General features: G+C 33.6%; 22 protein-coding genes. 9 read left to right on the top strand and 13 right to left on the bottom strand.

Going from position 1 to position 22167, the window contains the following annotated elements; translation table 11 throughout:
- Window positions 1-88 precede the first annotated feature (88 nt).
- Window positions 89-925 (top strand): D-alanyl-D-alanine carboxypeptidase family protein, encoded by an 837-nt coding sequence (locus BFJ97_RS09970; RefSeq protein ID WP_068984505.1) that lies wholly within the window; start codon window positions 89-91, stop codon window positions 923-925.
- Between the two features lie 447 nt (window positions 926-1372).
- On the top strand, window positions 1373-2638 hold the full coding sequence (locus BFJ97_RS09965) for a polysaccharide deacetylase family protein (protein WP_068984504.1): 1266 nt from the start codon (window positions 1373-1375) through the stop codon (window positions 2636-2638).
- Window positions 2639-2703: 65 nt separating this feature from the next.
- Here BFJ97_RS09965 and gltS read toward each other — a convergent pair whose 3' ends face one another.
- Both gltS and hutG read right to left on the bottom strand, forming a co-directional pair.
- Window positions 2704-3888, bottom strand: a complete 1185-nt coding sequence (gltS, locus tag BFJ97_RS09960) for a sodium/glutamate symporter (RefSeq protein ID WP_068984503.1) — start codon at window positions 3886-3888, stop codon at window positions 2704-2706.
- The gene (gene hutG / locus BFJ97_RS09955) at window positions 3888-4850 is read right to left on the bottom strand and encodes a formimidoylglutamase (protein ID WP_068984502.1); all 963 of its coding nucleotides are present in this window, start codon (window positions 4848-4850) and stop codon (window positions 3888-3890) included. The genes gltS and hutG overlap by 1 nt, the downstream gene beginning before the upstream one ends.
- Window positions 4851-4990: 140 nt before the next feature.
- Here hutG and BFJ97_RS09950 point away from each other — a divergent pair, with 140 nt between their 5' ends.
- Window positions 4991-5875, top strand: a complete 885-nt coding sequence (locus BFJ97_RS09950) for a LysR family transcriptional regulator (protein ID WP_068984501.1) — start codon at window positions 4991-4993, stop codon at window positions 5873-5875.
- Window positions 5876-6291: 416 nt separating this feature from the next.
- Here BFJ97_RS09950 and BFJ97_RS09945 read toward each other — a convergent pair whose 3' ends face one another.
- A complete protein-coding gene (locus BFJ97_RS09945) occupies window positions 6292-6777 on the bottom strand; it encodes a tetratricopeptide repeat protein (RefSeq protein WP_068984500.1) in 486 nt (161 codons plus the stop codon).
- 76 nt (window positions 6778-6853) lie between these two features.
- A complete protein-coding gene (locus BFJ97_RS25140; protein ID WP_254660152.1) occupies window positions 6854-7075 on the bottom strand; it encodes a hypothetical protein in 222 nt (73 codons plus the stop codon).
- A 342-nt stretch (window positions 7076-7417) separates the two neighbouring features.
- On the opposite strand from BFJ97_RS25140, the gene BFJ97_RS09935 reads away from it, so the two are divergent.
- From BFJ97_RS09935 to BFJ97_RS09925, 3 genes are all read left to right on the top strand, one after another.
- Window positions 7418-8278: a metallophosphoesterase family protein gene (locus tag BFJ97_RS09935; protein ID WP_068984854.1), complete on the top strand. Its 861-nt coding sequence runs from the start codon at window positions 7418-7420 to the stop codon at window positions 8276-8278.
- A 283-nt stretch (window positions 8279-8561) separates the two neighbouring features.
- On the top strand, window positions 8562-8915 hold the full coding sequence (locus BFJ97_RS09930; RefSeq protein ID WP_068984499.1) for a hypothetical protein: 354 nt from the start codon (window positions 8562-8564) through the stop codon (window positions 8913-8915).
- A gap of 293 nt (window positions 8916-9208) precedes the next feature.
- Window positions 9209-9913 (top strand): alpha/beta hydrolase, encoded by a 705-nt coding sequence (locus BFJ97_RS09925; RefSeq protein ID WP_068984498.1) that lies wholly within the window; start codon window positions 9209-9211, stop codon window positions 9911-9913.
- A 216-nt stretch (window positions 9914-10129) separates the two neighbouring features.
- Here BFJ97_RS09925 and BFJ97_RS25135 read toward each other — a convergent pair whose 3' ends face one another.
- Window positions 10130-10285, bottom strand: coding sequence for a hypothetical protein (locus BFJ97_RS25135; protein ID WP_223555531.1), 156 nt, complete (start codon window positions 10283-10285; stop codon window positions 10130-10132).
- Between the two features lie 274 nt (window positions 10286-10559).
- On the opposite strand from BFJ97_RS25135, the gene BFJ97_RS09915 reads away from it, so the two are divergent.
- The gene (locus BFJ97_RS09915) at window positions 10560-11408 is read left to right on the top strand and encodes an alpha/beta fold hydrolase (RefSeq protein WP_068984497.1); all 849 of its coding nucleotides are present in this window, start codon (window positions 10560-10562) and stop codon (window positions 11406-11408) included.
- A gap of 196 nt (window positions 11409-11604) precedes the next feature.
- On the opposite strand, the gene BFJ97_RS25130 is transcribed toward BFJ97_RS09915, so the two are convergent.
- Complete coding sequence (locus BFJ97_RS25130; protein ID WP_254660151.1) at window positions 11605-12186, bottom strand: excalibur calcium-binding domain-containing protein; 582 nt, start codon at window positions 12184-12186, stop codon at window positions 11605-11607.
- A 372-nt stretch (window positions 12187-12558) separates the two neighbouring features.
- On the opposite strand from BFJ97_RS25130, the gene BFJ97_RS09905 reads away from it, so the two are divergent.
- Window positions 12559-12861, top strand: a complete 303-nt coding sequence (locus BFJ97_RS09905; protein WP_068984496.1) for a CamS family sex pheromone protein — start codon at window positions 12559-12561, stop codon at window positions 12859-12861.
- Window positions 12862-12944: 83 nt separating this feature from the next.
- Here BFJ97_RS09905 and tnpC read toward each other — a convergent pair whose 3' ends face one another.
- The 6 genes from tnpC to BFJ97_RS09875 form a co-directional block, all read right to left on the bottom strand.
- Complete coding sequence (gene tnpC, locus BFJ97_RS09900) at window positions 12945-14444, bottom strand: IS66 family transposase (protein ID WP_083227012.1); 1500 nt, start codon at window positions 14442-14444, stop codon at window positions 12945-12947.
- A 110-nt stretch (window positions 14445-14554) separates the two neighbouring features.
- The gene (tnpB, locus tag BFJ97_RS09895; protein WP_068984462.1) at window positions 14555-14908 is read right to left on the bottom strand and encodes an IS66 family insertion sequence element accessory protein TnpB; all 354 of its coding nucleotides are present in this window, start codon (window positions 14906-14908) and stop codon (window positions 14555-14557) included.
- Window positions 14905-15099, bottom strand: a complete 195-nt coding sequence (locus tag BFJ97_RS09890; RefSeq protein WP_068984494.1) for a hypothetical protein — start codon at window positions 15097-15099, stop codon at window positions 14905-14907. Before BFJ97_RS09890 ends, tnpB begins: the two co-directional genes overlap by 4 nt.
- A 218-nt stretch (window positions 15100-15317) precedes the next feature.
- Window positions 15318-17396: a hypothetical protein gene (locus BFJ97_RS09885; RefSeq protein ID WP_068984493.1), complete on the bottom strand. Its 2079-nt coding sequence runs from the start codon at window positions 17394-17396 to the stop codon at window positions 15318-15320.
- Between the two features lie 793 nt (window positions 17397-18189).
- Window positions 18190-19248: a hypothetical protein gene (locus BFJ97_RS09880; RefSeq protein ID WP_068984492.1), complete on the bottom strand. Its 1059-nt coding sequence runs from the start codon at window positions 19246-19248 to the stop codon at window positions 18190-18192.
- A gap of 90 nt (window positions 19249-19338) precedes the next feature.
- Window positions 19339-19920, bottom strand: coding sequence for a tyrosine-type recombinase/integrase (locus BFJ97_RS09875; protein WP_083226989.1), 582 nt, complete (start codon window positions 19918-19920; stop codon window positions 19339-19341).
- A gap of 319 nt (window positions 19921-20239) precedes the next feature.
- Here BFJ97_RS09875 and BFJ97_RS09870 point away from each other — a divergent pair, with 319 nt between their 5' ends.
- Window positions 20240-21412 carry a hypothetical protein gene (locus BFJ97_RS09870; protein ID WP_068984491.1) on the top strand — a complete coding sequence of 391 codons (1173 nt, stop codon included), beginning with the start codon at window positions 20240-20242 and terminating at the stop codon, window positions 21410-21412.
- Between the two features lie 364 nt (window positions 21413-21776).
- Here the strand turns inward: BFJ97_RS09870 and BFJ97_RS09865 are convergent.
- Window positions 21777-22167, bottom strand: a 391-nt coding sequence (locus tag BFJ97_RS09865; protein ID WP_139114414.1) for an integrase core domain-containing protein, incomplete at its 5' end; no start/stop codon positions are given.

Below are 22167 nucleotides of genomic sequence, written 5' to 3'. Positions count from 1 at the left end.
AAAATCAATTCTTAAGAATTTCTTCATAAATCTCCTACAGGAATATTCAGAAATGCCTCCTATTATAATGTGTGGGAGGCGTTTTTTTATGAAAAAATTTATCTTATTTTGTTGTTTATGTGCGGCAGCAATCTTTTTTTATTATACAAATAACACAACGGAACAATCGCAAATAGACCTATCTTCGTTACATAGCAAAAATGCTTTGTTACTGAATAAAAATGGAGATGTATTATACGAAAAAGATGCAGATGCCATTATTTATCCTGCATCATTAACGAAAATTATGACAGCAATCGTTGCCATTGAGATGAGTCCTGATCTACAGAAGCAAACAATTGTAGAAGCACAAACGATTTCAAAATTTACTGCTCAAAATGCTTCTATGGCTGGGTTTAAGGCAGGGGATTTTGTGACGATAGAGGATTTATTATATGGGACATTGCTTGCCTCTGGGGCAGATGCTACAGGGACACTTGCCGATGCCATTGCAGGTAGTGAAGAGGCATTTGTGACGTTAATGAACAATAAAGCGCATGAACTCGGGATGGACGATACACATTTTGTAAATGCCAGCGGATTACATGATGACGCTCATGTCTCAAGTGTCCGTGATATTAGTAAGCTTTTTCGTTATGCGATGGAAAATCCTACATTTTATCAAATTTTGACTTCTAAAAGCTATATAACCCATGTACCAAATGAGCTAACAATATCAAGCTCACTTTTCACTAAAATTCCAAGTGGAGAAAGTGCAATATTGGGGGGGAAAACGGGCTACACACCTGAGGCTGGTCTTTGCTTAGCCACTATTATCGAAAAACATGATGAACAATATATTTTCGTTACGACTAATGCGGCAGGGCAAGCTTGGACACCACCACTTCATATTGAAGATGCACTTACAGCGTTTGATGCACTATAAGAGGAAAAAAATATGAAAAAATTAATAACTTTTTTAAGCCCTTCAATCGTCTTATCAATAGGGTGACTTCATGCACCCAAAAAGAGAAGGCATTTTGGGAGCCTTTGATTGGCACAAATGTTGGGAATCATTTGGATGTCGATAAAATAGCTAACAATGTATTCACGCTTGGGGATACAATCAACCATTTTAATTTAAGAGGGGAGGTGTTATATCAAAATAACAATGAAAGATTTTTTAGAAAAGCATCAGTAAACATTTCAACAACATGCCGTTGTTCCTAGCTACCAAAAAACGTTAATAGAGAAATTTTTAATCACAAAAACTAGTTGATTCCTACTATTTTCTGGAATAGTCTATTCATCTATAATAAGAGTCGAATCCTAGAATTTTTTAGAGAAAACATACGAAAAAAGACTTCAGTAATGATAAGGGCGGTGTTGAACAATGAAAAAGCTTTTACCCTATGCAATATTTTTGACATTTTTAATCAGTTTTGTGTTTGTAGATTTTACTTCAGCAAAGGCTGAGGGTACAACCGTTATTCAATCAGTAGCAAAAGACACAGCAGTTTATGCAGAAGCTTCCATAGATAGTGCCGTAATTGGGCAAGTAGCAAAGGGGAGTTATGTAACTGCTATACCTGTAAATCAGGAATGGACTTATATTAAAGTTCAAAAGCTTGAGGGATACGTAGAAACGGTAACATTAAAAGACCTGACGTCTGAAAAATATGTAGTGACGAAAAAAGGTGGTACAACTTTATTTACATATCCTAGTCCAAGTGCACAAAAAACAGGACAGCTTAATGAAAACACGCTAATTTTTGTTTATGGATCAGCACCTGGAGGTTGGTCTTTTGTCCAATATGGTCATGAAACAGGCTATGTTGCTACGAATTCAATAAAGAAACCAGTTGCAACAAAGAAACGAATAAATGCTGTAAATGGTGCTGTGCTTCATGCAACTGCTAGTCCAAGTGGCGAGATTGTTGGGACACTTGCCAATAAAACGGTCGTTCAGCACTATACAACGATTGCAGGATGGGCTTATGTAGAAGCAGGTGACCAAAAGGGTTATGTGAAAGCTTCAGAGCTAGCAAATATTCAAATACTTGATAACAAAGTATACAATAAAGGTGTACCAGTAGCGAAAGGGCAAAAGAAGCGTGTGGCTTTAACGTTTGATGATGGGCCGGATGCAAAAGTAACGCCTCAAGTTTTAGCGATTTTAAAGAAGTATGATGCAAAGGCCACATTTTTTATGGTTGGGACAAATGTATCGAAAAATCCGGCAATCGTAGAACAAGTTTATGAGGCTGGTCATGAGATAGGCAATCATACATGGAACCATCCGAAGTTAACAAGCTTATCGACAGCAGCTGCTAAACAAGAAGTTGATAAAACTAGCAATGCTATATATAACGCAATCGGTCAATATCCAACAGTTTTCCGTCCACCATATGGGGCAACGAATGATAAAGTTCGTTCAGTCATCACGATGCCATCTATTTTATGGTCAATCGATACACTAGATTGGAAACATCGCAATGCTGATAAAGTTTTATCGTATGTGAAAGCGTCAGCGAAAGATGGAAGCATTATTTTAATGCATGATATTCATCAATCGACAGCCAATGGTCTTGAAAATGTTATTCTTTATTTGCAAAAGCAAGGCTATGAATTTGTTACTGTTAGTGAAATATTACAATAATTTATAGGTTAATAGAAAAGCCGTGCAACTGTCACTACATGACAATTGCACGGCTTGCTTTTTGATTATTTAAATAAATTGATCGTCGTAATAATAATCGGAATACCGAATACGTCGATTAAAAACGCTCCTACGATTGGTACGACAAGAAATGCTTTTTTAGATGGACCGAAACGTTGGACAACCGCTGACATATTGGCCATTGCATTTGGTGTTGCCCCTAAACCGTGACCTGCAAAACCGGCCACCATAACCGCAGCATCGTAATTTTTCCCAAGTAATTTAAATAATACAAAGATACTAAATATGACAATAAAGAATACTTGTGCAAACACAATGATAAATAGTGGAAGTGCTAAATCGGCAATTTCCCATAATTTAACACTCATAAGTGCCATTGAAAGGAAGATCCCTAAAGTAACATCACCAATTAAAGAAATACTTTTCATGTTAATTGCTTCAGGTTTTACTTTATCCATAATATTGCGCACTAGCACAGCTACAAACATTGCACCGACATAGCTAGGTAATACGAAGCCAGTAGCTTCTGAGAATAATGTTCCAACATATGTACCTACTGCCATACAGAACGTAATTAATAATACTTGTGTAAAGAATGAATCAGATGTAATTTGTTCATGTTTATTTTCATATTCAATTTCTTCCGTTTCTTGTTCATCTGGCGTTAAATTATATTTACTAACTAAGTACTTCACGATAGGACCACCGATTAAGCCACCAGCGACTAAACCACATGTAGCTGCAGCCGCACCGATTGTCATGGCTGATGAAATACCTAGATCTTCTAAAGTTTGTCCAAATGCTGCTGCTGCACCATGACCACCTTCCATAGAAACAGCACCAGCCATCATCCCGATTAATGGATGAATGCCCATCAGCGATGCAAGTGAGACACCAATAACATTTTGCATTAAGGCAAGGAAACCACAAGCCAACCAATAAATAACTAATAATTTTCCACCAAGCTTAACAAGTTTAAAGCTTGCCCCTAAGCCAATTGTTGTGAAGAACGTAATCATAAATAAGCTTTGTAATGACGTATCAAGCGAAATTTCTAATACGCCAGTTGTCTTTAAAATAGTAGCCAAGGCGGCGAATAGTAAGCCACCAACAACAGGTGCTGGAATACAAAAGCGTTTTAAAAAACTTATTTTATTTATGAGCCAGCCGCCCAATGCGAATAGAGCGACTGCTAGAAATATTGTTGTGATTTGATTGAATTCGATCATTAACCTTGCCCCCTAAGTAAGTTGTTAAGTGCTTCATAGACAAAATAAGCACCTAATTTAACTGTGCGTCCGTTCTCATCAAGTGAAGGATTGACCTCACAAATATCAAAAGAATGTGTATTTGGGTGCGAAGTTACTTTTTGAAGTATCATGCGTACAGTCGTTGGATCTAGGCCGAACGGTGATGGGGCACTAACACCCGGTGCAAATGCAGCATTTAGCACATCCATACATAGTGTTAAAAGAACATAATCATGATTATCCATAAATTGCTGCAGCTCATCCATAATTTGCGCATTATTTTCTGGTGTCATATTTTCTTCTAACACATAATTCACTTGCCATTCATCGGCCTTTTCAAATAGCTCTTTTGTATTGCCGTATCGTTGTATGCCTAGAACAAAATAATCTGCATGTGGGTCCTGCTCTAAAATCTGACGGAACATTGTACCAGACGATGGTTGTTCATCATAAGGTCGTAAATCGAAATGAGCATCGATATTGACAATGCCGATTTTCGCGTCCTTTGGTAATGAGGCACGAACGCCTAAATAATGTCCGTATAGTGTTTCGTGTCCACCGCCGAGCACAACACATTGTAATTTATTATTTAGCAATGTTTCGACAATTCCGCCGAGCTCACGCTGCGCTTCTTCTAATGCATGGTTAAGACAAATAACGTTACCGACATCTATAATTTGCTGCTCATCATTAAATGTCCAAGGTAAGCTAGATAAAGCTTCACGCAGAGCATTAGGGCCACTCGCTGCCCCTATACGTCCTTGATTTCGACGTACACCTTCATCACATATAAAGCCAACAATTCCGGCATGCTGATGATTTGAAGCGCTTACATCATTAATAGGAATTCTCTTTACTTTTTGATGTAAACGAAAGCTACTCAAATTTGTCGTTGAATCTATACGACCTTTCCATTGTTTTTGTTCTGTCATTGTATACATAGTTATATCAACTCCGTTTTCAATATTATTGTAGTGTTAATATTGTTATAAATTTATTATATATTCGCATAATTATAATTACTAATATATAATTAATATTAATCTATAGCTTTTAACTATAAATAGGGGAGAAGGATGTTTTGGATTTTAAACAATTACAATATTTTATAGCAGTGACGGACCAAATGAATTTCTCAAAGGCAGCTGAAAAACTACATATTTCACAGCCTTCCTTAAGCAATGCTATAAAGAAGTTAGAGCATGAAGTTGGTTCACCATTACTTGAAAGAAATACGAGAAATCTGCAATTAACAGAAGCAGGTGAGCTTTTATATGAACGGGCAAAAGTTATATTGAAAAACATGGAAGTTTTAAAAATAGAAATGGATGAGGTAATTGTACATGGCACAAGTGAAATAACGATTGGCGCTATGGAATCGATTAAGCATTGGCTGCCAAAAGTCATTTCAGAATATAAAAAGGGATATCCACAAATGATGATTCATCTAGTGGACATTTTAGGAAGTAAGCGTGTCAAAAAATCGCTCAAAAGCTATAAAACACACTTAATTATTACCAACCAGATCATGAATGATGAAGAGCTCGAAGTGAAGAGCTTATATGAAGAGCGACTTGTAGCTGTTTTACCATTAAATCACCCTTTAGCGGAGAAAGATAAACTGACGATCGGTGATTTAAGTGATGAGCCTTTTATTATTGGTACAGAGGGCTTTCAAACGAGACGTGACATTTTAGATGCATTTGACAAGGCTGAAAAAAACATTAATATCCAATTTGAAATCGAACGTTTTGAGACGGCTGTGTCTCTCGTTCGTGAAAACTTAGGGATTACCATTCTACCTGAAAATTATTTAAAAGGCCCGACAGCTAAAACGATTGTACAAAAAGAAATAGACTGTCCAAATTTACGACGCAATGTGTATGTAGTGTACTTAAAAAATCGTCATCTACCTGTGGCTATTCGCCAATTACTTACGGATATTGTGCAGTTTTTTGAGCACTAGAAGATCAAGATAAAGCTATTGTATGAAAACAATTCCTTATACAAGAACTGTTGTTTGTGAATGAATTTTCTTTACAATACCATTTTTCATCCAATAAGGAGCTATAAACCTAAAATGGAAAAATACAGATTATCCGACAGTATATATTATACTTAAGTATATATACTCGCACCAAATTTATTTTTATAAAAAAACAAAATATTCCCGTGAAGAAATTAAAAGAGTGGGAATGTATGTTCTTATTATATCATATTATGATTCATGAAGAAAATGTTCACAACATAAATTGTGAGAAAATGAATTCTTCCAATAAGATTCACTTTCTTTACTCATTTTATCGAGAAACTCAAAGTATGTTCAAAAGACAAAAGATCAGGTTCACAAATAGGAGCCTGATCTTTTATGTTTTTGTGCTACTAATCCCACGTTTGATCTAGCTTATCACTGTAAAATTTAATAGCCGTACTGTAATCTTTAATCTTTTTATGATTTGTTGTAAGTAGTAAAGTATTCAATATAGTTTCCATCGCCTTTGAATGTTCACCAAGATTATAGAGCGTCATAGCATAAAAAACCTTTAAATGTTCAGCTTCTGGAAACTCGCTTATGGCTTGATCAAAAATATTTTTCGCCAGTTCATATTGTCCTAATGTACGATAGGTGCTACCTAATCCTAAATAAGCATCTACTAATATTTCGGGTTTAAGCCCTAATTGAATTGCTTTTTCATAGTGAGGAACTGCTTCTCTTTCTTTTCCTAATGAATCATAAGTCCATGCACATTGAAATTGATAGAATCCATTTTCAGGATCTTCTTTAACTAGAGCTACCATTAATTGATTTGCTTCTTCTAGTCGACCTGTTTCTCTTAATGTGATTATGTGTTGTAATCGCTTATCCATACCATTTATCCTTTGCTTTATTTTTAGTAAAAGTATCAATCTGTGTTTCTAGAATCTAATTTAAATAAGAGGCTGATTACCATTCAAAAAAATTTTCAACAATCATTTCCTCGAATGAATCAGCTAATAACTCGATTTCTCCCATATCGTTATAACAAATAAAAACTTGCCCTACCTGATTGGTAAAAATCGGATTGCCTGAACCTTCCAAAGAGATTACATAACTGGTATTTACAATCTTTGCAGGAAAATGATTTTTGAATTGCTCTCGGAATTCAAGCGTTAAATCACCAACCATTTCCTTTTCTAGACTTAAGCCATTGGAAAAACATGAACTGTTAGTCCTGCAAATGCCCCGCCAAATGTTTGAATAAAATGCACATAGTGCTTAAGAAAACATCCATTTAGCTGACTTTGTGCATCTCTTATTTCTTTTTTTGCTCGCTGGATGGCCCTCTAGAGTATGATTATCCTCACGATAAAATTGCCCTTCTAGTAATTAATCCAGCATTATAAGGTTTGTACTTAAACTAAGGGGACAGGTTAAATAAATTTCATAAAATACCATAAAATGATAAAATAAGAATATACATTCTATTTTGATTATATTGTCAATTTTAGGGGAGGGCAAATGAAAGACATGAAACATAGGATTGCTTTACTAGCAGATGTCCATGGGAATGCAAGTGCTTTAAAAGCAGTTATCGAAGATTCGATCAAAGAAGGTGTCACTGAATATTGGTTTTTAGGGGATTTAATCATGCCTGGGCCTGGGGCAAATGATTTATTTGAAATATTAGATAGTATTAAAGTTGCTACGTATGTTAAAGGAAATTGGGAGGACTGCTTCCTTGACGTACTGAATAAAGAGATTGACTTTGATAATGCTTCTGATATCTATGTTTCTAGGTTAGTCCAGTATCAGTGTGAAAATTTGGATGAAAACTATATTAATCTTATTAAGAATTTACCATTACATCTAACAAGACAAGTTAATAATCTATCTATCAGTATTAGCCATAATTTACAAAACAAAAATTATGGAGGGGATTTATGGCCCACGAATAATCAGAAAAATTTTGATCAGTTATTTGAGCATGATTACGATATTGCAATTTATGCTCATACCCATCACCAATTGTTACGCTATAGTAGCAAGGATCAATTGATTATTAACCCAGGAACTATAGGACAGCCCTTTTATAAATGGGACAAGTTGCATACTGACCTACGTGCTCAGTATGCAATTCTTGAAATTGATGAGACGGGGATTGCTGAGGTGAGATTTAAAAAAATTTCCTATGATGTAGAAAAGGAATTAAACAACGCTATTAATAATAAACTTCCTTATATTTACTTATATCGAGAAATGCTTGAGACAGGTAAAACTCATACCCATGATATTGAGTTATTACAAAAGCTCAATGATAAATTTAACTATAAAGATGAGATAATTAATTTTTTTGAAAAAAATTACTGGGAATATAAAGGGATAAAGTGAACTTTTTCAACTAACGACAGATTAATTGTATAAGACATGTACTTATGATCTTCCACAATCGGAGCGATTGTTTAATAAGCGTTGCTGTTCTCTTAAACTCCCATGAAAGAACTTAATCATCTTTCATTTTCTGTGGTGTGGCGCTGGTTTTTGCGCTAGATGGATGGCTAACGGGCAGTTTAATGTGATGAATATATACTTAAAATGGATTAATATGGAATAATAATGATGATGTAAGTTCATGAATGATTGTTGTAAAAACCAAAAAAAGGAGAAATGTAGCATGGGAGTTTCTGTTTATTACACTTGTATGAGAAACCTTAACCTTACCAACAGTGAGGAGCAAGAGATAACGGCCATCATTGATAAATACAATGCGGGTTTTGAAATGAAGGATATTGGAGAAACATTTTGTGTTTATGACTATGATCAGGATGAACCAACAGTGATTTTTGCAGGTTCAACAAAGCTACCCTTTTCAGATGATTTTGAAGATACATTGCATGCGCTGTTTTATTGGTTGACTTGTTTGACGGATATTAGAAGAAGACTTTCTAATGGGGATTGGCATGTGCATCTAGATGATACGGATGCCATTTGGGATGAGGAAACGGGTTGGCAAATGCCGGAAGATTAGTGTTCATATTCCAAACAAAGTGATGGAAGGTTCTTATTTAAGTGCATGTGCGAGGCAACACGAAAATGCGTCAATTATTAACTGAATTAAGAATGGGAGACATTCCGCTAAATTTACTGTTTTCTTCATACTGTCTGTTACTGAACTAAAGTAGACTATGTTATACAGATATAGAGAGATATTATAATTAATTTGCGGTAAGTTATGAATAGTTTGATTTGAAACTAAGTAGAAGAATAAAAAATGTATGTGATTTTTTGCAAATCCCATACGTCTTATTCTATGGAGGAAATATGTTTAAAGACAATTTTAAAATTAGTAATATTCCCGCAGTTTTATGGGGAGAAAAGAGTGAAAAAATTTTTATTGCAGTACATGGAAATATGTCAAATAAAGAAGATACAGTGATTCAAATAGTAGCTGAAGAAGCCAATAAAAAAGGTTATCAAGTATTAAGCTTTGATTTACCTGAGCATGGAGAAAGAAAAAATGATAATACTCCTTGTAAAGTACAGTTTTGTGTTAGTGAATTATCTATAATTATGAATTACGCAAAAGAACATTGGAAAGAAGTAAGCGTGTTTGCATGTAGTATGGGAGCTTATTTTAGCCTTTTAGCTTATCAAAACGATGTGTTAAAAAAGGCATTATTTTTATCACCGGTAATTAATATGGAACGAATGATCGAAAATATGATGAGATGGTTTAATGTAACACCAGAGCTTTTGCAAAAAGAAATGACTATAGAAACACCTATTGGTCAAAAGTTATATTGGGATTATTTATGCTATGTAAAAGAACATCCTATTAATACATGGAATACAAATACATATATTATGTATGGAGCCAAGGACGAACTGTGCGAATATGAAACTATTAACTATTTTACAAAAAAACACAGTTGTGAATTAGAAGTCATGGAAGCAGGTGAACATTACTTTCATACGGAAGAACAGTTGAAAGTATTTGAGCAGTGGGTACACAAGCACATCGATTAAAGTGAATAAAGAATAACTACCTTAAATTTTTATTCCTTCATGATTAGTTGTGGGAATTACTGTATTTAATAAAGTTTCCATAGCATTTGAATGTTCACCGAGATTATAGAGCGCCATAGTATAAAAACCTCTAAATGTTCAGCTGCTAGAAATTCGCTTATTACTTGTTCAAAAAAACGTTTTGCCTGACCATATTGCCCTAATTTACGACAGGTGCTAACCAATCCTAAATAAGCTTTTATTAAGCCCTAATCGAATCGCTTTTTCATATTGGGGAGCAGCTTCTTTTTCTTTTCCTAATGAATCATAAGTCCATGCACATTGATATTGATAGTATCCATTTTCAGGATCTTCTTTAACTAGTGCTACCATTAGTTCATTTGCTTCTTCTAGTCGGCTTTTTCTCTTAAAGTTTACTAAAAACGTATGTAAGGCTATAATTTATTATTGCATAATTAGGAAATAAGTGCTTATTTTAAAAATTCTATTTTGACTTTAAATATTACATAGAAAATTTTAATCGAGGTGAGTCGAATGCTAGAACGTTCTATGGAGAAAACGCGGGAATGTAAAAAAGAAAGGATGTGATAGAAAGAAGAGCACTTACGATCGCTCTTCTATATAAAAAGAAAAGAGGACTATTATTATGAATAATTATCAAAGCATCTTTAGTGAAGGATTTGATATAAAATATTGTGTGAAGGGGCAAGGTCAACCGATATTGGTAATTGGCAGCAGTGTGTATTACCCACGCTTGTTCTCGGAAAACTTATATAAACATTTTCAATTTATTTTCTTAGATCATCGAGGTTTTGTGAAGCCTCCTCGTTCTTTAAAGCAGGAAGATTATACTTTGGATAAAATTGTAGAGGATATCGAAACAGCAAGACAATTGCTCCAGCTTAAGGATTTTATCATTTTAGGACATTCCGGACATGCATTTATGGCCATGGAGTATGCAAAAAAATTTCCTCAGTATGTACAAAAGGTTATTTTATTAAATTCGGCACCAACAAACAGTCAAGACAGACAAAATCAAAGTTTTTCCTTTTTTACTGAGACGGCCAGTACGGAACGAAAAAAGCAATTTGAGCATGATATTGCAATCTTAGAAAATGATATACACAATGATCCGGAAAGACGCTTTGTGCATATGTGTATCCGGATGGGAGCCCATAGCTTTTATGATTATACGTTCAACGCTGCTTCTATGTGGGATGGTGTATATACCAATATGGAAGTTATTGATTACCTCTGGGGGATAGCATTTGCTGAACGAAATCTAATCCAATCAATGGCTCATTTCGATAAACCTATTTTTTTAGGTTTAGGTCGGTATGATTATTTAGTAGCTCCAGTTTCACTCTGGGATTCAATTGGTTATGCCTATGAAAATGTGAAGAAAGTCGTTTTTGAAAAAAGTGGCCATAATCCAATGTTTGAAGAACCAGATACTTTTGATCGAGAATTAATTGATTGGATGAATGAATCGTAGTTATACTTTATAGGTGATCATTATTTATCAGAAGGTCAAGTAACATTTATGTTTGTTGTACAAATAGACGACGTGTCGTTTTGTAGGCAGGCACCCTAAAAATAAAATCGCTAGAGAAGTAATATAATTCTCTAGCGATTTTCCATTTAAAGTTAATGACCCAATTCCTTAAGATGAGCACATTTCTTAATATTTCTTAGTTACAAGCAATTCCGTCTCGGTTTGCATCCAAACGATGGTCTCCGAAGCCAGCAGCCTTTGATTCTTTCATAAATTTAGTTGCTTCAGAAGCGTTACTAAAATCGGAACAATCCTTATCTTCTTTAAAATTGTAAATAGGAGTAGACGAGGCATTGGCTTTTTCATTTTGTTTAGATTCGTCTTCTTGTACCTTTCTTTTAGCAAGATCTTCCTGTGTTTCTTCATGAACTTTCTTCATATCTTCTTCCAATTCTTTTAAGTACTTTTCACCTTCAATTTCTTTTTGCTTTTCTTCTAACTCTGTTTTCTTCATTTCAGCAATATGTCGTTCGTAGACACAGGGGCCAATAAACCAAATGGCTAATAAAATTAATATTAAAAGTAAAAGGATTCCTTTGGCATATGTTTTTTCTGTTTTCTTTCTATAATAGCACCATACTACTGTAAGAATGATTGAAATAAATAACAAAATATTCAAAATGGAACCTACAATACATTCTAATACAAGCATTAGCATGTATAGGCACACGAGTATAAGCAATAATTTTAGTACGTATATAAAACCCTTGTCTTTCATTTTGTTCCCCCGTAAATTCTCAAATCAATTAGCACCAATACATTTTATTTGTAAACATCTGATAAGTAAATTAGAAATTTATACCAAGTTAGTTTGAAACATTTTTATTGATCATTTAATGACTAGTGAGCAGAAACAGATGATGAAGCGTGTGTTGGAAAATGGAAAAAATGAACGTGCAGTGTTGTCGCTTTGCTCGATTCTATAAGTAAAAAGGCTAGCTTAAATTAGAAAAAAACACCTTTCGTTGTTTTTTTAGGTTTTAAAAATTTGCTATACATATATGAAAATGAAAATTATAGTAAATTTTGGTATACTGATATTGTTAAAGGTTTTTCATTAGTATCAAAATTAGTAAGGAGTATTTAATAAATGGATATGAGGAAGAGTATGTTGCTTTTTATATCGCCACTATTTTTTTTAGTTTCTTGTAGTGGAGAGGAACAAGTTAAAAGTGATGAGAAAACGTATATATCATCAATTCAAGAAAAGGAAATATATGAAATTAAACAGCCCGCAAAGGTTAATGTTTCTAGAGGATTGATACTAGGTAATATGAACAATTCATTAAATATTAATGAAATTGAGAAAGGACTAATGAATTTATCAGTAAATTACTTTTCTACAAAAAAATTTTATATGCAGGAAGGTCAATATTTAGATGAAAAGATGTAAGCCCGAAATATAAAAAAAATAAGCGCACCTTCTCGGTACGCACGACTAATGGCCATCTACCCTGAATTTTTTCGGATAGATGGCTATTTTGCACATGTGGCTTGGATTTTTTTCGACCAAGGCATGTAATTATTTAAAATCTCTGGCTGCTGATGAATCGGTAAATTTGGCAATTCTGTCATTAACGTCACTAGGTATTGATAGAAATCGATGCCGTTTGCTTTTGCCGTTTCAGCCAAACTTAAACAGATGGCATTCGCTTTAGCGCCTGCTTCACTAACAGAGAAAAGCCAGTTCTTACGACCAATCACATTTGGACGAATCGCATTTTCAGCCGGATTATTATCGATTTCAATTCGACCATCGAATAGAAAAGCCTTTAATCCGTGTACACGATTTAATGTGTATTCTGCAGCTTTTGCGAGCGCATTTTTCCCAAAGAAAGGCGATTCGTCTACCCATTTTAGAAACTTCTCTACAATCGGCTTTGAATGTTTTTGCCGTGATTTTCGGCGTTTACCTGGTGAAAGATGCTTGAATTGACGTTCTAGGTGAAACAGTTGATCACAGTAATCCACGCCAATTTGCCCGTTTTTGCTATCAGCTTTCAGCCAATAGCGTCGCACATGCGCCCAACAGTTGGCGAACGTGACATCAGGTAGATTCCCGTATGCAGAATAACCATCACAAATCACAGTTCCTTGAAAACCAGCTATAAAGTCTGCTAATACAGAACGGCTTCTCGATAAAGCGCTTTGGAAAAGAACGATGATCGGCCCTTGACTTGGCACACTTTGGGACACCCAATTATAGGCGTTCGATTGACCGGATTTTCCGTCTGAACGATTGATTATTTGCGCATAGGTTTCATCCACATGTAGAACAGATTTTGCTGTTAATATCTGCTTCATCTGTTCATAAACCGGTAGAAGCCAATCTTCAGCTACACGGATCACCCAGTTTGATAAGTTCTTATCATTCGTAAGCAGGCCATATCGTTCCCACTCCTTTACCTGACGGTAAAGAGGTAAGTATTGGACGAACTTATTATAGATGAGTTTTGCTAGAACGGTAGGCCCCGCAATGCTTCGCTGAATGGCAGCTTGTGGGGCTTTCCCACGTTTCATTTGTGCTTTTTGTGTGGCATCCATTTTACAGTGCTTGCACTCGTAGGCATGTTCAATATGCTGGATGCGCATCATTTTTGCCGGAATGAATTTTGCTTCTTCACGCGCAATAGTTGTACCGGCTTCGGTCATTTGGCCAAGGCAACAGTCGCATTGTGTATTTGTGGGGTGATGATGAACTTCTTCTATTTCAATCCCTTCATGAAAAGAATCATTCCGTTTTTTCTTATGTAATTTACGCTCAACGGTATACGTAACAGTTGGCGTGCTTTGTTCTTCTGTCTGCTCAGAATCGCTAAAAGACGGATCGTCTTCGAATAAAGAACCTTGTCCGTCTGGTGCTTGGTACTTTGATTTTTCCGATTTTGAACCGTATAAAGCCTTGGTTAATTGGCGAACTTGTTCAGTCAATGCTTCAATTTGTCGATTTGACTGAGCTAATTGTTGCTCAAGCATTCGAATTAATTGTTCATTTTGATTTTCTCGCTTAGGAACGTTCGTCAAATCATTCACCACATTTCCGTTCAGTATAGTTGTGGATTATTATATCATCTTAATAGGTGGGTTTAAAAGACACCTTTTGCAGATTTCATAATCGCTTTTGGTTGCTGAAGCGATAAACCTTCTAAAAGCCAGCGAAGTTCCTTTTGTGAAAGGTTACGTACTTCCTTTTCATCTTTTGGCCATTGCAGTTTGCCATTATCTAATCGTTTATAAAGTATGGCGAAGCCATCTCCATCAAAATACAAACATTTATAACGGTCTTTACTCGTTCCAGAAAATAAGAAGATGGAATCACTATATGGATCGAGTTTAAAAGAATCCTGAATGAGTGCTGCGAGACCGTCGATACCTTTACGCATATCGGTCTTACCGCAAATAATGTAGATGTTCTGCACGCTCGTAAAATCTTGCTTCATTGATTATTCAACTCCTTCAGGATCGTTTGGATGATGCGCTCATCTACGCCATTAAAGAAGAAAATTTCAGCACTAGTTGTTTTAATGATGCAGCTCGGCTCAGGAGAGTTTTGTGGTGAAGTTGTTGATGAAGAGTTGTCAGTGATCGGATCTAGTGTCACAGGGACAATTGTTAGTTTGGTAGTTGACATAAAGAAGCACCTCCTCTAATTTTGATACATTTATCATCGTACCGGAGGTCCTGGTTATTTATATGCGTTATTTGATTACGGGCTTACCCGTTATTGACTTATTTAGTAATATTTTCATAATTATTCATAGTATCTAATCAACAAATAGCTTTGACGATTGATTTTTCATCATTCGTCAAAGCTATTTTAAATTCCCCAATATATAACTTATTAAATAATTAATACACTATAATACAATTTTCATTAAAAACATCATTAATGCATTCAAATGTAGCTTTCTCAAAACACTCTATAATATATTGAGTAGCAATAATTCGAGAAGAACTAAAATAATTATCTTGTGTGTATTGTAATAGATTTGAAAAGCGTTTGTGCTGCGTCATATAAATATCGCTATTTCTTGAGAATCCATTTTTATATGAATCATCCAATACCTTAGCTGCAAACTTTTTACCTATATCATTAGAAATTTTTCGATTAATAATTTCTTTAAGAAATGTAATTTCCTCGTCTCCACCTAACACTATTTCTGGATTTAAATTAATAGCATTTCGTGATAATTCCTTTGCATAATTTCCTATTTCAAGTACAAATTTTGTCTCAATATTTTCATAGCCATATTGATTGGCTAAAACTTTTGAAAAATGAGGTACACATATTTTCCATTTACGAATACATGCGGCCACAGTAGATGCGTACAACTTCTTATCTTTACACTCTGCTACTAAATTATAGAATAAAGCTGATACAGATATCCTTCTATCGGTATCTACCAATAATGAGTAAGCTTTATCCTCAATAACTTTAATGCGTATCTTATTACCATTATTTTTTTCAGCACGATTTAAAGCACAAATCAACTTTGAAATTGCATGTTCATAAACTACATTATTTTCTTCTAAACAAGTATCTAACTCATCATTTCCTGAAATAAGACCATACTTAAATATACCTTTAATAAGTGGCTTATTCTTACTACTATTATCAAACACACTAGACTCAAAAGATTGAATTAGTTCATCTTGTTCTTTGCTAGAAGTTGTAAATATCTCATTCCAACTAATTTCTATCTTTTTTCTACGCGTAAATCTATTTTGTCCTACATTTTCTGATACTTTAGACTGCATAAATGTATCCCATTTTGTGAACATTAAATAAACGCCAATATTCCCTTTAGCTTTAGTTAAAAACTCACGCATAGCTTGATACCCATTTTTAGCTGTTGCGTTAACATCCGAACTGATAACAAAAATAACTTTTTCTGAATGATATTGAGAAAGAATATCTAATATACGTTCATACTCATCTCCTGTCTCTTTACCTTGTTCATGGAATAGTCCCATAGTATCAATAAATCTAATAACATGTATTTTCATGTCATTATATTCTGAAACAACGAAGGCATCCATATCTATTTCAGGATCCTCAAAAACCCAATCAGCGCCTCTAAAAACAAATGAAAGCTTTGATAACAAATACTCTTTAGATCCATTTTCGCTTTTCAGCAAAATATCTCTAATTTTTTGTTCAGTATCATCTCCACTTAAAACTACAAAAAATTCATTTTCACCGTCATCTTCCACACCAACATATGTGATTTCTTGCATTTCATTTAGTATTTGCTTAAATTGTTCGACTCCAGAGTTTAAACATTCTATAACATAAGTCCAAAACTCATTAACATAACGTTCTAAGTTTTTGATTGTGCCAATTTTTTCAGAAAAAAGATTATTTGCATACTGGCCTTTTTTATTATTGGCCTTTTGTATCGCCATTACCTCTTCATACAGTTCAACCATATCGTTAATAGGAAAACCCGAAATGATTTCGACAACTCTCTTCTTTTCATCCGTACCGAAAGCTGCTATTTTATATGCCAAAGAATCATTAGATGGTGTTTTTAGAGCAATATTTAGAGTTTTCTCAATTTTATTTTCAAATGTATTATTGTCTATTCTTTTATTCTGTGAACACTCCTTTGCTGCAGAAAATAATACACTTCCAAGAAGTTTGTTATCGTCCCCAACATCGGCCACAGTCTTTTTACATATACGTCCATGTATATATAGCTTATTTTCATCTATTTCTGGATCATCAGTAATATTTATTTCAGCATTAACTAAGCTCCCTTTACCACTGGAAGCTCTTTCGCTTAATAATTCAGAAGGTTTCTCCCCTTTAGCCATACCAGCAAACAATGTGCTTTTTCCTGCTTCAGTCGCACCTACTATAGTATTAGCAGCTCCTTTGCCTTCATTGCGCATAATACTACTAATAACTTGATCTTCATGTAACATAATCCTGTTACCTCCTAGTATTCAAATTATTAAATTATACAACAAAAAAACCTTCTGAATTGTCAGAAAGGCTGATTTCTACCAATATTAAATGTAGGTAAACAATATGCATACCAAAACACTATAATACGAATCAGAATCTTCTTGACATCTCTTACATGAATCAAAATCTATGACTCATGCTGCTTAGAATTTTCATTATCAATAATTTAATTATTCATAATTTAAACCACAACGATATAATTGTCAATAATTAAACTTCTATTTTGACCAAATAATTCTGATATTTTGTATTAAACTCCTGCTTTTGTATACACTTTTTATACCTAAAATCAATTTAATAATTCGATTTTAAGTATAAAAAGGAGTTAATCATGTAAACCATAAAATTTCCTAAAAAAATAAAGCATAAACCTTCCAAACGGAAAATTTATGCTTTACGTCACATTGATTTGACTACGTTTGTGGTCATTTTTTTATGGAGACGGCGGGAGTCGAACCCGCGTCCAGAAACTCCAATACTTCAGCTTCTACGCGTGTAGTTTGCCTATTTACAATTCACGTAACATTATGCCGACCTTAGAGCCACAAGCATTTGAGAGCTGTCCACATTTCTATATTCAACAATTTTCTCCACTAGGGAGTATTACATATTTACGAACTTGGTTCAAAGACCTTACTTATTTCATTATATACCAATTAGTTATCATATGAAATCATTTCGTGAACAATTTCAAATTCGTACTAAAACTTGATTTTAAATCAGAATTTCAAGAATAATCAATTCAACAAATTAAGCAAGTAATTCACGCACTTCTTTTTCCAAGCCGTAACAAGTCACTCTTAAAGCCTCTAAAATTTTCGATAAATTCTTGTTACGTGTTATGTTGTAATATTTTCTTCTGTCAATTATTGCATCATGATATTGATTAATATCTAACAACTCTTCATTATTCCAAAGTGTATTTGATAAATCCATTTCTACAAATGGTGATGTAGCCAGCCCATTATTGTCAGTTATCATAGCCCTCATTTTTAAGGAATTAAAAATTCTCCAGCAGTTTTCATCCCCAGTAACAAATATCGGTACTTTCGTTCTGTCAAAAAACTTTTGTGTAACTAACACTGGAAATGTTAAATCTATTGCAGCATTCCAAATGGCATGAATTACTTCTTCTCTTTGTTTCCTCTTTTTCTTTTGAGGATGAATTAATTTTTGGGATTTATCTTCTCCACTTAATAGTAAATGACCAAATAAAATATTTGTTGCGCCTAAAAAATCTAAATCTTCTTCTAAAAAGTCTAGATATAATTTCATTTTATCAACATTTTCCCATTCACTTTTTTCTTCTACAAGCAAATATAATTTTAGTAAACATGCATAATTCAAAAATAGTTGATTCTGAAATACCCCACTTTGTTCCAATGCCTTCATTTTAGATGGCTGTTTTAAACTATTATCTTTAATAGGAGTGTCGAATTTAATCAATTTACTATGTTCTATCATTTGTAAGTAATCCATAGAAAATAAATTGCTTAATGCATTAAAAGCGTCAAAAAATTTATCTTCAATAATTTCAAAATTACTTTTACTTCTTGACGATTCTTCTAATCCTAAATAAAAATCTACTTCTAAATCATTGTATTCAATTAAATACAACAGTTTCTTTAGCTCGCCCCATATCTCTGTCCTAGCTGTTATTACACTAGGTTCTTTATAAAAATCCCTAAGAAATATACAAATATTTGAGTCTAAAATTAACTCCACTTTATCATTTCCAATATTATCAATAATTGATTCTATATCATTTATATCCTCATCAATAAACATTGAACTGTACAAGAACTTCATTTCATCACCTCTTCAATTATATAATTGTGACATTTATCCACATGAACATCCAATTTATAAAAGTATACCTACTTGATAGCTCTTAATTTTCTAAAAGAACGCTATACTTTTAATGCTATCCTCAATTGCTTCCTCTGTAATGCAAATATAACGCAATGTAGTCTTTTGTGAGGAGTGATTAAATATCTCCATCAACGTTGCTACATCTTTAGTAGCTTGATAGTACGTGTAGCCGAATGTTTTCCGCATCGTATGTGTGCCGATTGAATGGTTGCCTATCATATCGCCAGCTTTAGCAATAATACGATAAGCCTGTGTCGTTGTGATGTGACTATCACCTTTGCGACTAGGGAACAAATAAATAGCATTGGCTGGCAGTGTTTCAATATAATCTGCAATATCAGCCATAATATTGTTTAAATAAACCGTTCTTTCCTTCTTCGTTTTACCTTCACGAATCTTGAATGAAGATTTGCCTTTCACTTGTTCCACTTTCAAAGCCACTAAGTCACCACATCTTAATCCTGTTGAAATGCCTATTTTAAATAATAGCTGGTCACGCAATCCATTTTGCGACATTCCTAACGCTTCTATTAATTCATTAATTTCTTGTTTACTTTTTATGGGTTGTACATCTATCAACATGCCCATTTTCTCGTTCATATTTGCCATACTTTTACCGCCCCTTTTATGTATGCTAATTTAATTATTTTTACAATACCATACATTTAATGGAATAACAATTAAAGAATGGCTTTATATCAATATTTTATATGTATCCTTTTCATAAAAGCATACATTAATTTATTTTCTAAATATATTGTATTTGTTTTATTCAAACAAATTTTAAATCAGATTAATAGGGAGACAAACTCCTTACTATTTAAGCATTTCAAAAAAGTAAAGTATTTCTATCATTTTTTATCATAATATATAAAATTCGACATAATATACCCTAAATGGTAATATAGTTACAAAAGGAGGGAATATTATGAAAAACCATATTTATCAAGTTCACTATTTAAAACAGTCCAATTCACCTAAAGCTCGTTTTAAAGATTTAAAGTATCTAATAAGAGAATCTGATTTAGATAAATTAATAGGTGAAACATTCCCACTAACTGAATTTGATTTAGAATCTGAGATGTTAATAGAAGGTTCTAAAGAATTATTAACATTGTTTGAAAAAGTAGATGAAGAAAAGTTGGATATAATAGAAGAGCTTCGAAATATGGAGTATATCGGTTTATCTGATAACAATGAAATTATTTTAAGATTTAATAATAAAGATTTAGAAGAGGATTTTAATGCAATAGGAATATACGATTTCACATACGATTTTTTAGATGATATTTTTCATATGGGTAAATTTTCAAAATATTGTATCTCAAACTCTTATCGTGATTTGTTAAAAGAAAATATTATTCAATTATTCGAAAAAGAACCCTCCCTACAAAAACAATATAGATTAATTAAAAATAATGAAAAATGGTTTTTAAGGGGTCTTACTTCTACACGTTATAACAATTATGATAACCACCTTGCAATCTATTTAACATTAATTTTTCTTCAAAAATATTGCGAAAAGAATGGAACAACATTTGTTGTAGAAAAAGCATTCTTAACAGACTCTGCTATTAACATATTTTTCAATCAAGAAAACCCGATTACAATTGATAAAATAGGCGATATATACTTTGGTGTTTATATTTCCAACAACGAAATAAAAGAAGGGAAATTTTCCCTCGAACTGAGATATACCATTGTTAATGATAAGAACCAGAGCTTTAGTGGAATTTCTGATTTTGTTTTTAACATTAATCATTCAACTGGTGTTAATACTGTTAAAGATAAGTTGATTAATTCTAATAAAATAAACGATTTAAAATTACGTACTCTTGACCATATGAAAAATATAAAAGATAGTGAATTAACTCAAAATCAACTTTATATGATATTTAAAAAAATTCAAAACTCTAGACAAAAATTAAGCACAGCTTCTAGAGATAGCGCTAAAAAATTATATGATAAAAATCTAGTTACTAATACATTAACGATAATTGAAGCATTTGATAAAATAAATCAAATTACAACAGATGTTGAAGAGAAAATATATTTAGAGAGAATCTACAACGAAATAATTATAGAATTAGGGAAATCATAGCAAATAAAGACCTTCATATTTTTGGAGGTCTTTTTCGTTTATCAATTAATTAAAACCCTCACTTTAATGTAAGGGCTTTAAAATATTTGATTTAAATTGTGTTGGAAGTGCTATAAAATGTTCTATGTCACATGTCTTCAATTGATTAATTTCAATTGAAATAGTGGATCTACGTCAAGATTATAGACACACTCAAGTTAATTTTTTGTGTGTTGCGCAACGTCCATTTTTGGAGTGTTCCACATCCCGAGTAGCCCGTCAAAGTGAAAAGAGCCTTTGACCGCCTACTCGGGATGTAGAGCGGAAAATATATGGAAGTTGCGCCCGAAAAATGTGGAGGGGTAGATTTTTTTGTACCCCTTTTTTACGCTGCTGCTCGGCACATTTTCTCATACGCATCGGGTGTGAAATAATCAATGCTACCGTGGATTCGCTTGCGATTGTACCAGCCTTCGATGTACTTAAATAAAGCTACGCGTGCGGTTTCAAAGCGGTCGTAACGTGTTCGGTATACTTCTTCTTTTTTGAGTGTTGCGTGAAATGATTCGATGCATGCATTGTCATAAGGGCATCCTTTTCGACTAAATGATGGGATCATTTCGTATTTCTTTAAGCGTTCACCAAAAATTTCACTTGTATATTGAGAGCCTAAATCAGTGTGTACAATTAGTCCTGGTGCTGGATTTTGCGCTGCTACTGCGTTATCAAGGGCTTCTAAAACTAGGTCAACCGTCATTTTACGACCAAATTTATAC

The organism is Lysinibacillus xylanilyticus (genome assembly GCF_001708185.1).
Taxonomy (GTDB): domain Bacteria; phylum Bacillota; class Bacilli; order Bacillales_A; family Planococcaceae; genus Lysinibacillus; species Lysinibacillus xylanilyticus_A.
Note: the sequence above shows the minus strand (reverse complement) of the source record. Positions and strands in the feature narration are given on the sequence as shown.

Coding starts and splice junctions, on each gene's coding strand:
- BFJ97_RS09915 (WP_068984497.1), top strand. CDS start 10,560: ATGAATAATTATCAAAGCATCTTTAGTGAAGGATTTGATATAAAATAT.
- BFJ97_RS09905 (WP_068984496.1), top strand. CDS start 12,559: ATGGATATGAGGAAGAGTATGTTGCTTTTTATATCGCCACTATTTTTT.
- tnpC (WP_083227012.1), bottom strand. CDS start 14,444: ATGCTTGAGCAACAATTAGCTCAGTCAAATCGACAAATTGAAGCATTG.
- BFJ97_RS09870 (WP_068984491.1), top strand. CDS start 20,240: ATGAAAAACCATATTTATCAAGTTCACTATTTAAAACAGTCCAATTCA.
- hutG (WP_068984502.1), bottom strand. CDS start 4,850: ATGTATACAATGACAGAACAAAAACAATGGAAAGGTCGTATAGATTCA.
- BFJ97_RS09925 (WP_068984498.1), top strand. CDS start 9,209: ATGTTTAAAGACAATTTTAAAATTAGTAATATTCCCGCAGTTTTATGG.
- BFJ97_RS25140 (WP_254660152.1), bottom strand. CDS start 7,075: ATGGTTGGTGATTTAACGCTTGAATTCCGAGAGCAATTCAAAAATCAT.
- BFJ97_RS09945 (WP_068984500.1), bottom strand. CDS start 6,777: ATGGATAAGCGATTACAACACATAATCACATTAAGAGAAACAGGTCGA.
- BFJ97_RS09930 (WP_068984499.1), top strand. CDS start 8,562: ATGGGAGTTTCTGTTTATTACACTTGTATGAGAAACCTTAACCTTACC.
- BFJ97_RS09890 (WP_068984494.1), bottom strand. CDS start 15,099: ATGTCAACTACCAAACTAACAATTGTCCCTGTGACACTAGATCCGATC.
- BFJ97_RS09935 (WP_068984854.1), top strand. CDS start 7,418: ATGAAACATAGGATTGCTTTACTAGCAGATGTCCATGGGAATGCAAGT.
- BFJ97_RS25130 (WP_254660151.1), bottom strand. CDS start 12,186: ATGAAAGACAAGGGTTTTATATACGTACTAAAATTATTGCTTATACTC.
- BFJ97_RS25135 (WP_223555531.1), bottom strand. CDS start 10,285: ATGGTAGCACTAGTTAAAGAAGATCCTGAAAATGGATACTATCAATAT.
- BFJ97_RS09885 (WP_068984493.1), bottom strand. CDS start 17,396: ATGTTACATGAAGATCAAGTTATTAGTAGTATTATGCGCAATGAAGGC.
- BFJ97_RS09875 (WP_083226989.1), bottom strand. CDS start 19,920: ATGGCAAATATGAACGAGAAAATGGGCATGTTGATAGATGTACAACCC.
- BFJ97_RS09970 (WP_068984505.1), top strand. CDS start 89: ATGAAAAAATTTATCTTATTTTGTTGTTTATGTGCGGCAGCAATCTTT.
- BFJ97_RS09880 (WP_068984492.1), bottom strand. CDS start 19,248: ATGAAGTTCTTGTACAGTTCAATGTTTATTGATGAGGATATAAATGAT.
- BFJ97_RS09965 (WP_068984504.1), top strand. CDS start 1,373: ATGAAAAAGCTTTTACCCTATGCAATATTTTTGACATTTTTAATCAGT.
- gltS (WP_068984503.1), bottom strand. CDS start 3,888: ATGATCGAATTCAATCAAATCACAACAATATTTCTAGCAGTCGCTCTA.
- tnpB (WP_068984462.1), bottom strand. CDS start 14,908: ATGAAGCAAGATTTTACGAGCGTGCAGAACATCTACATTATTTGCGGT.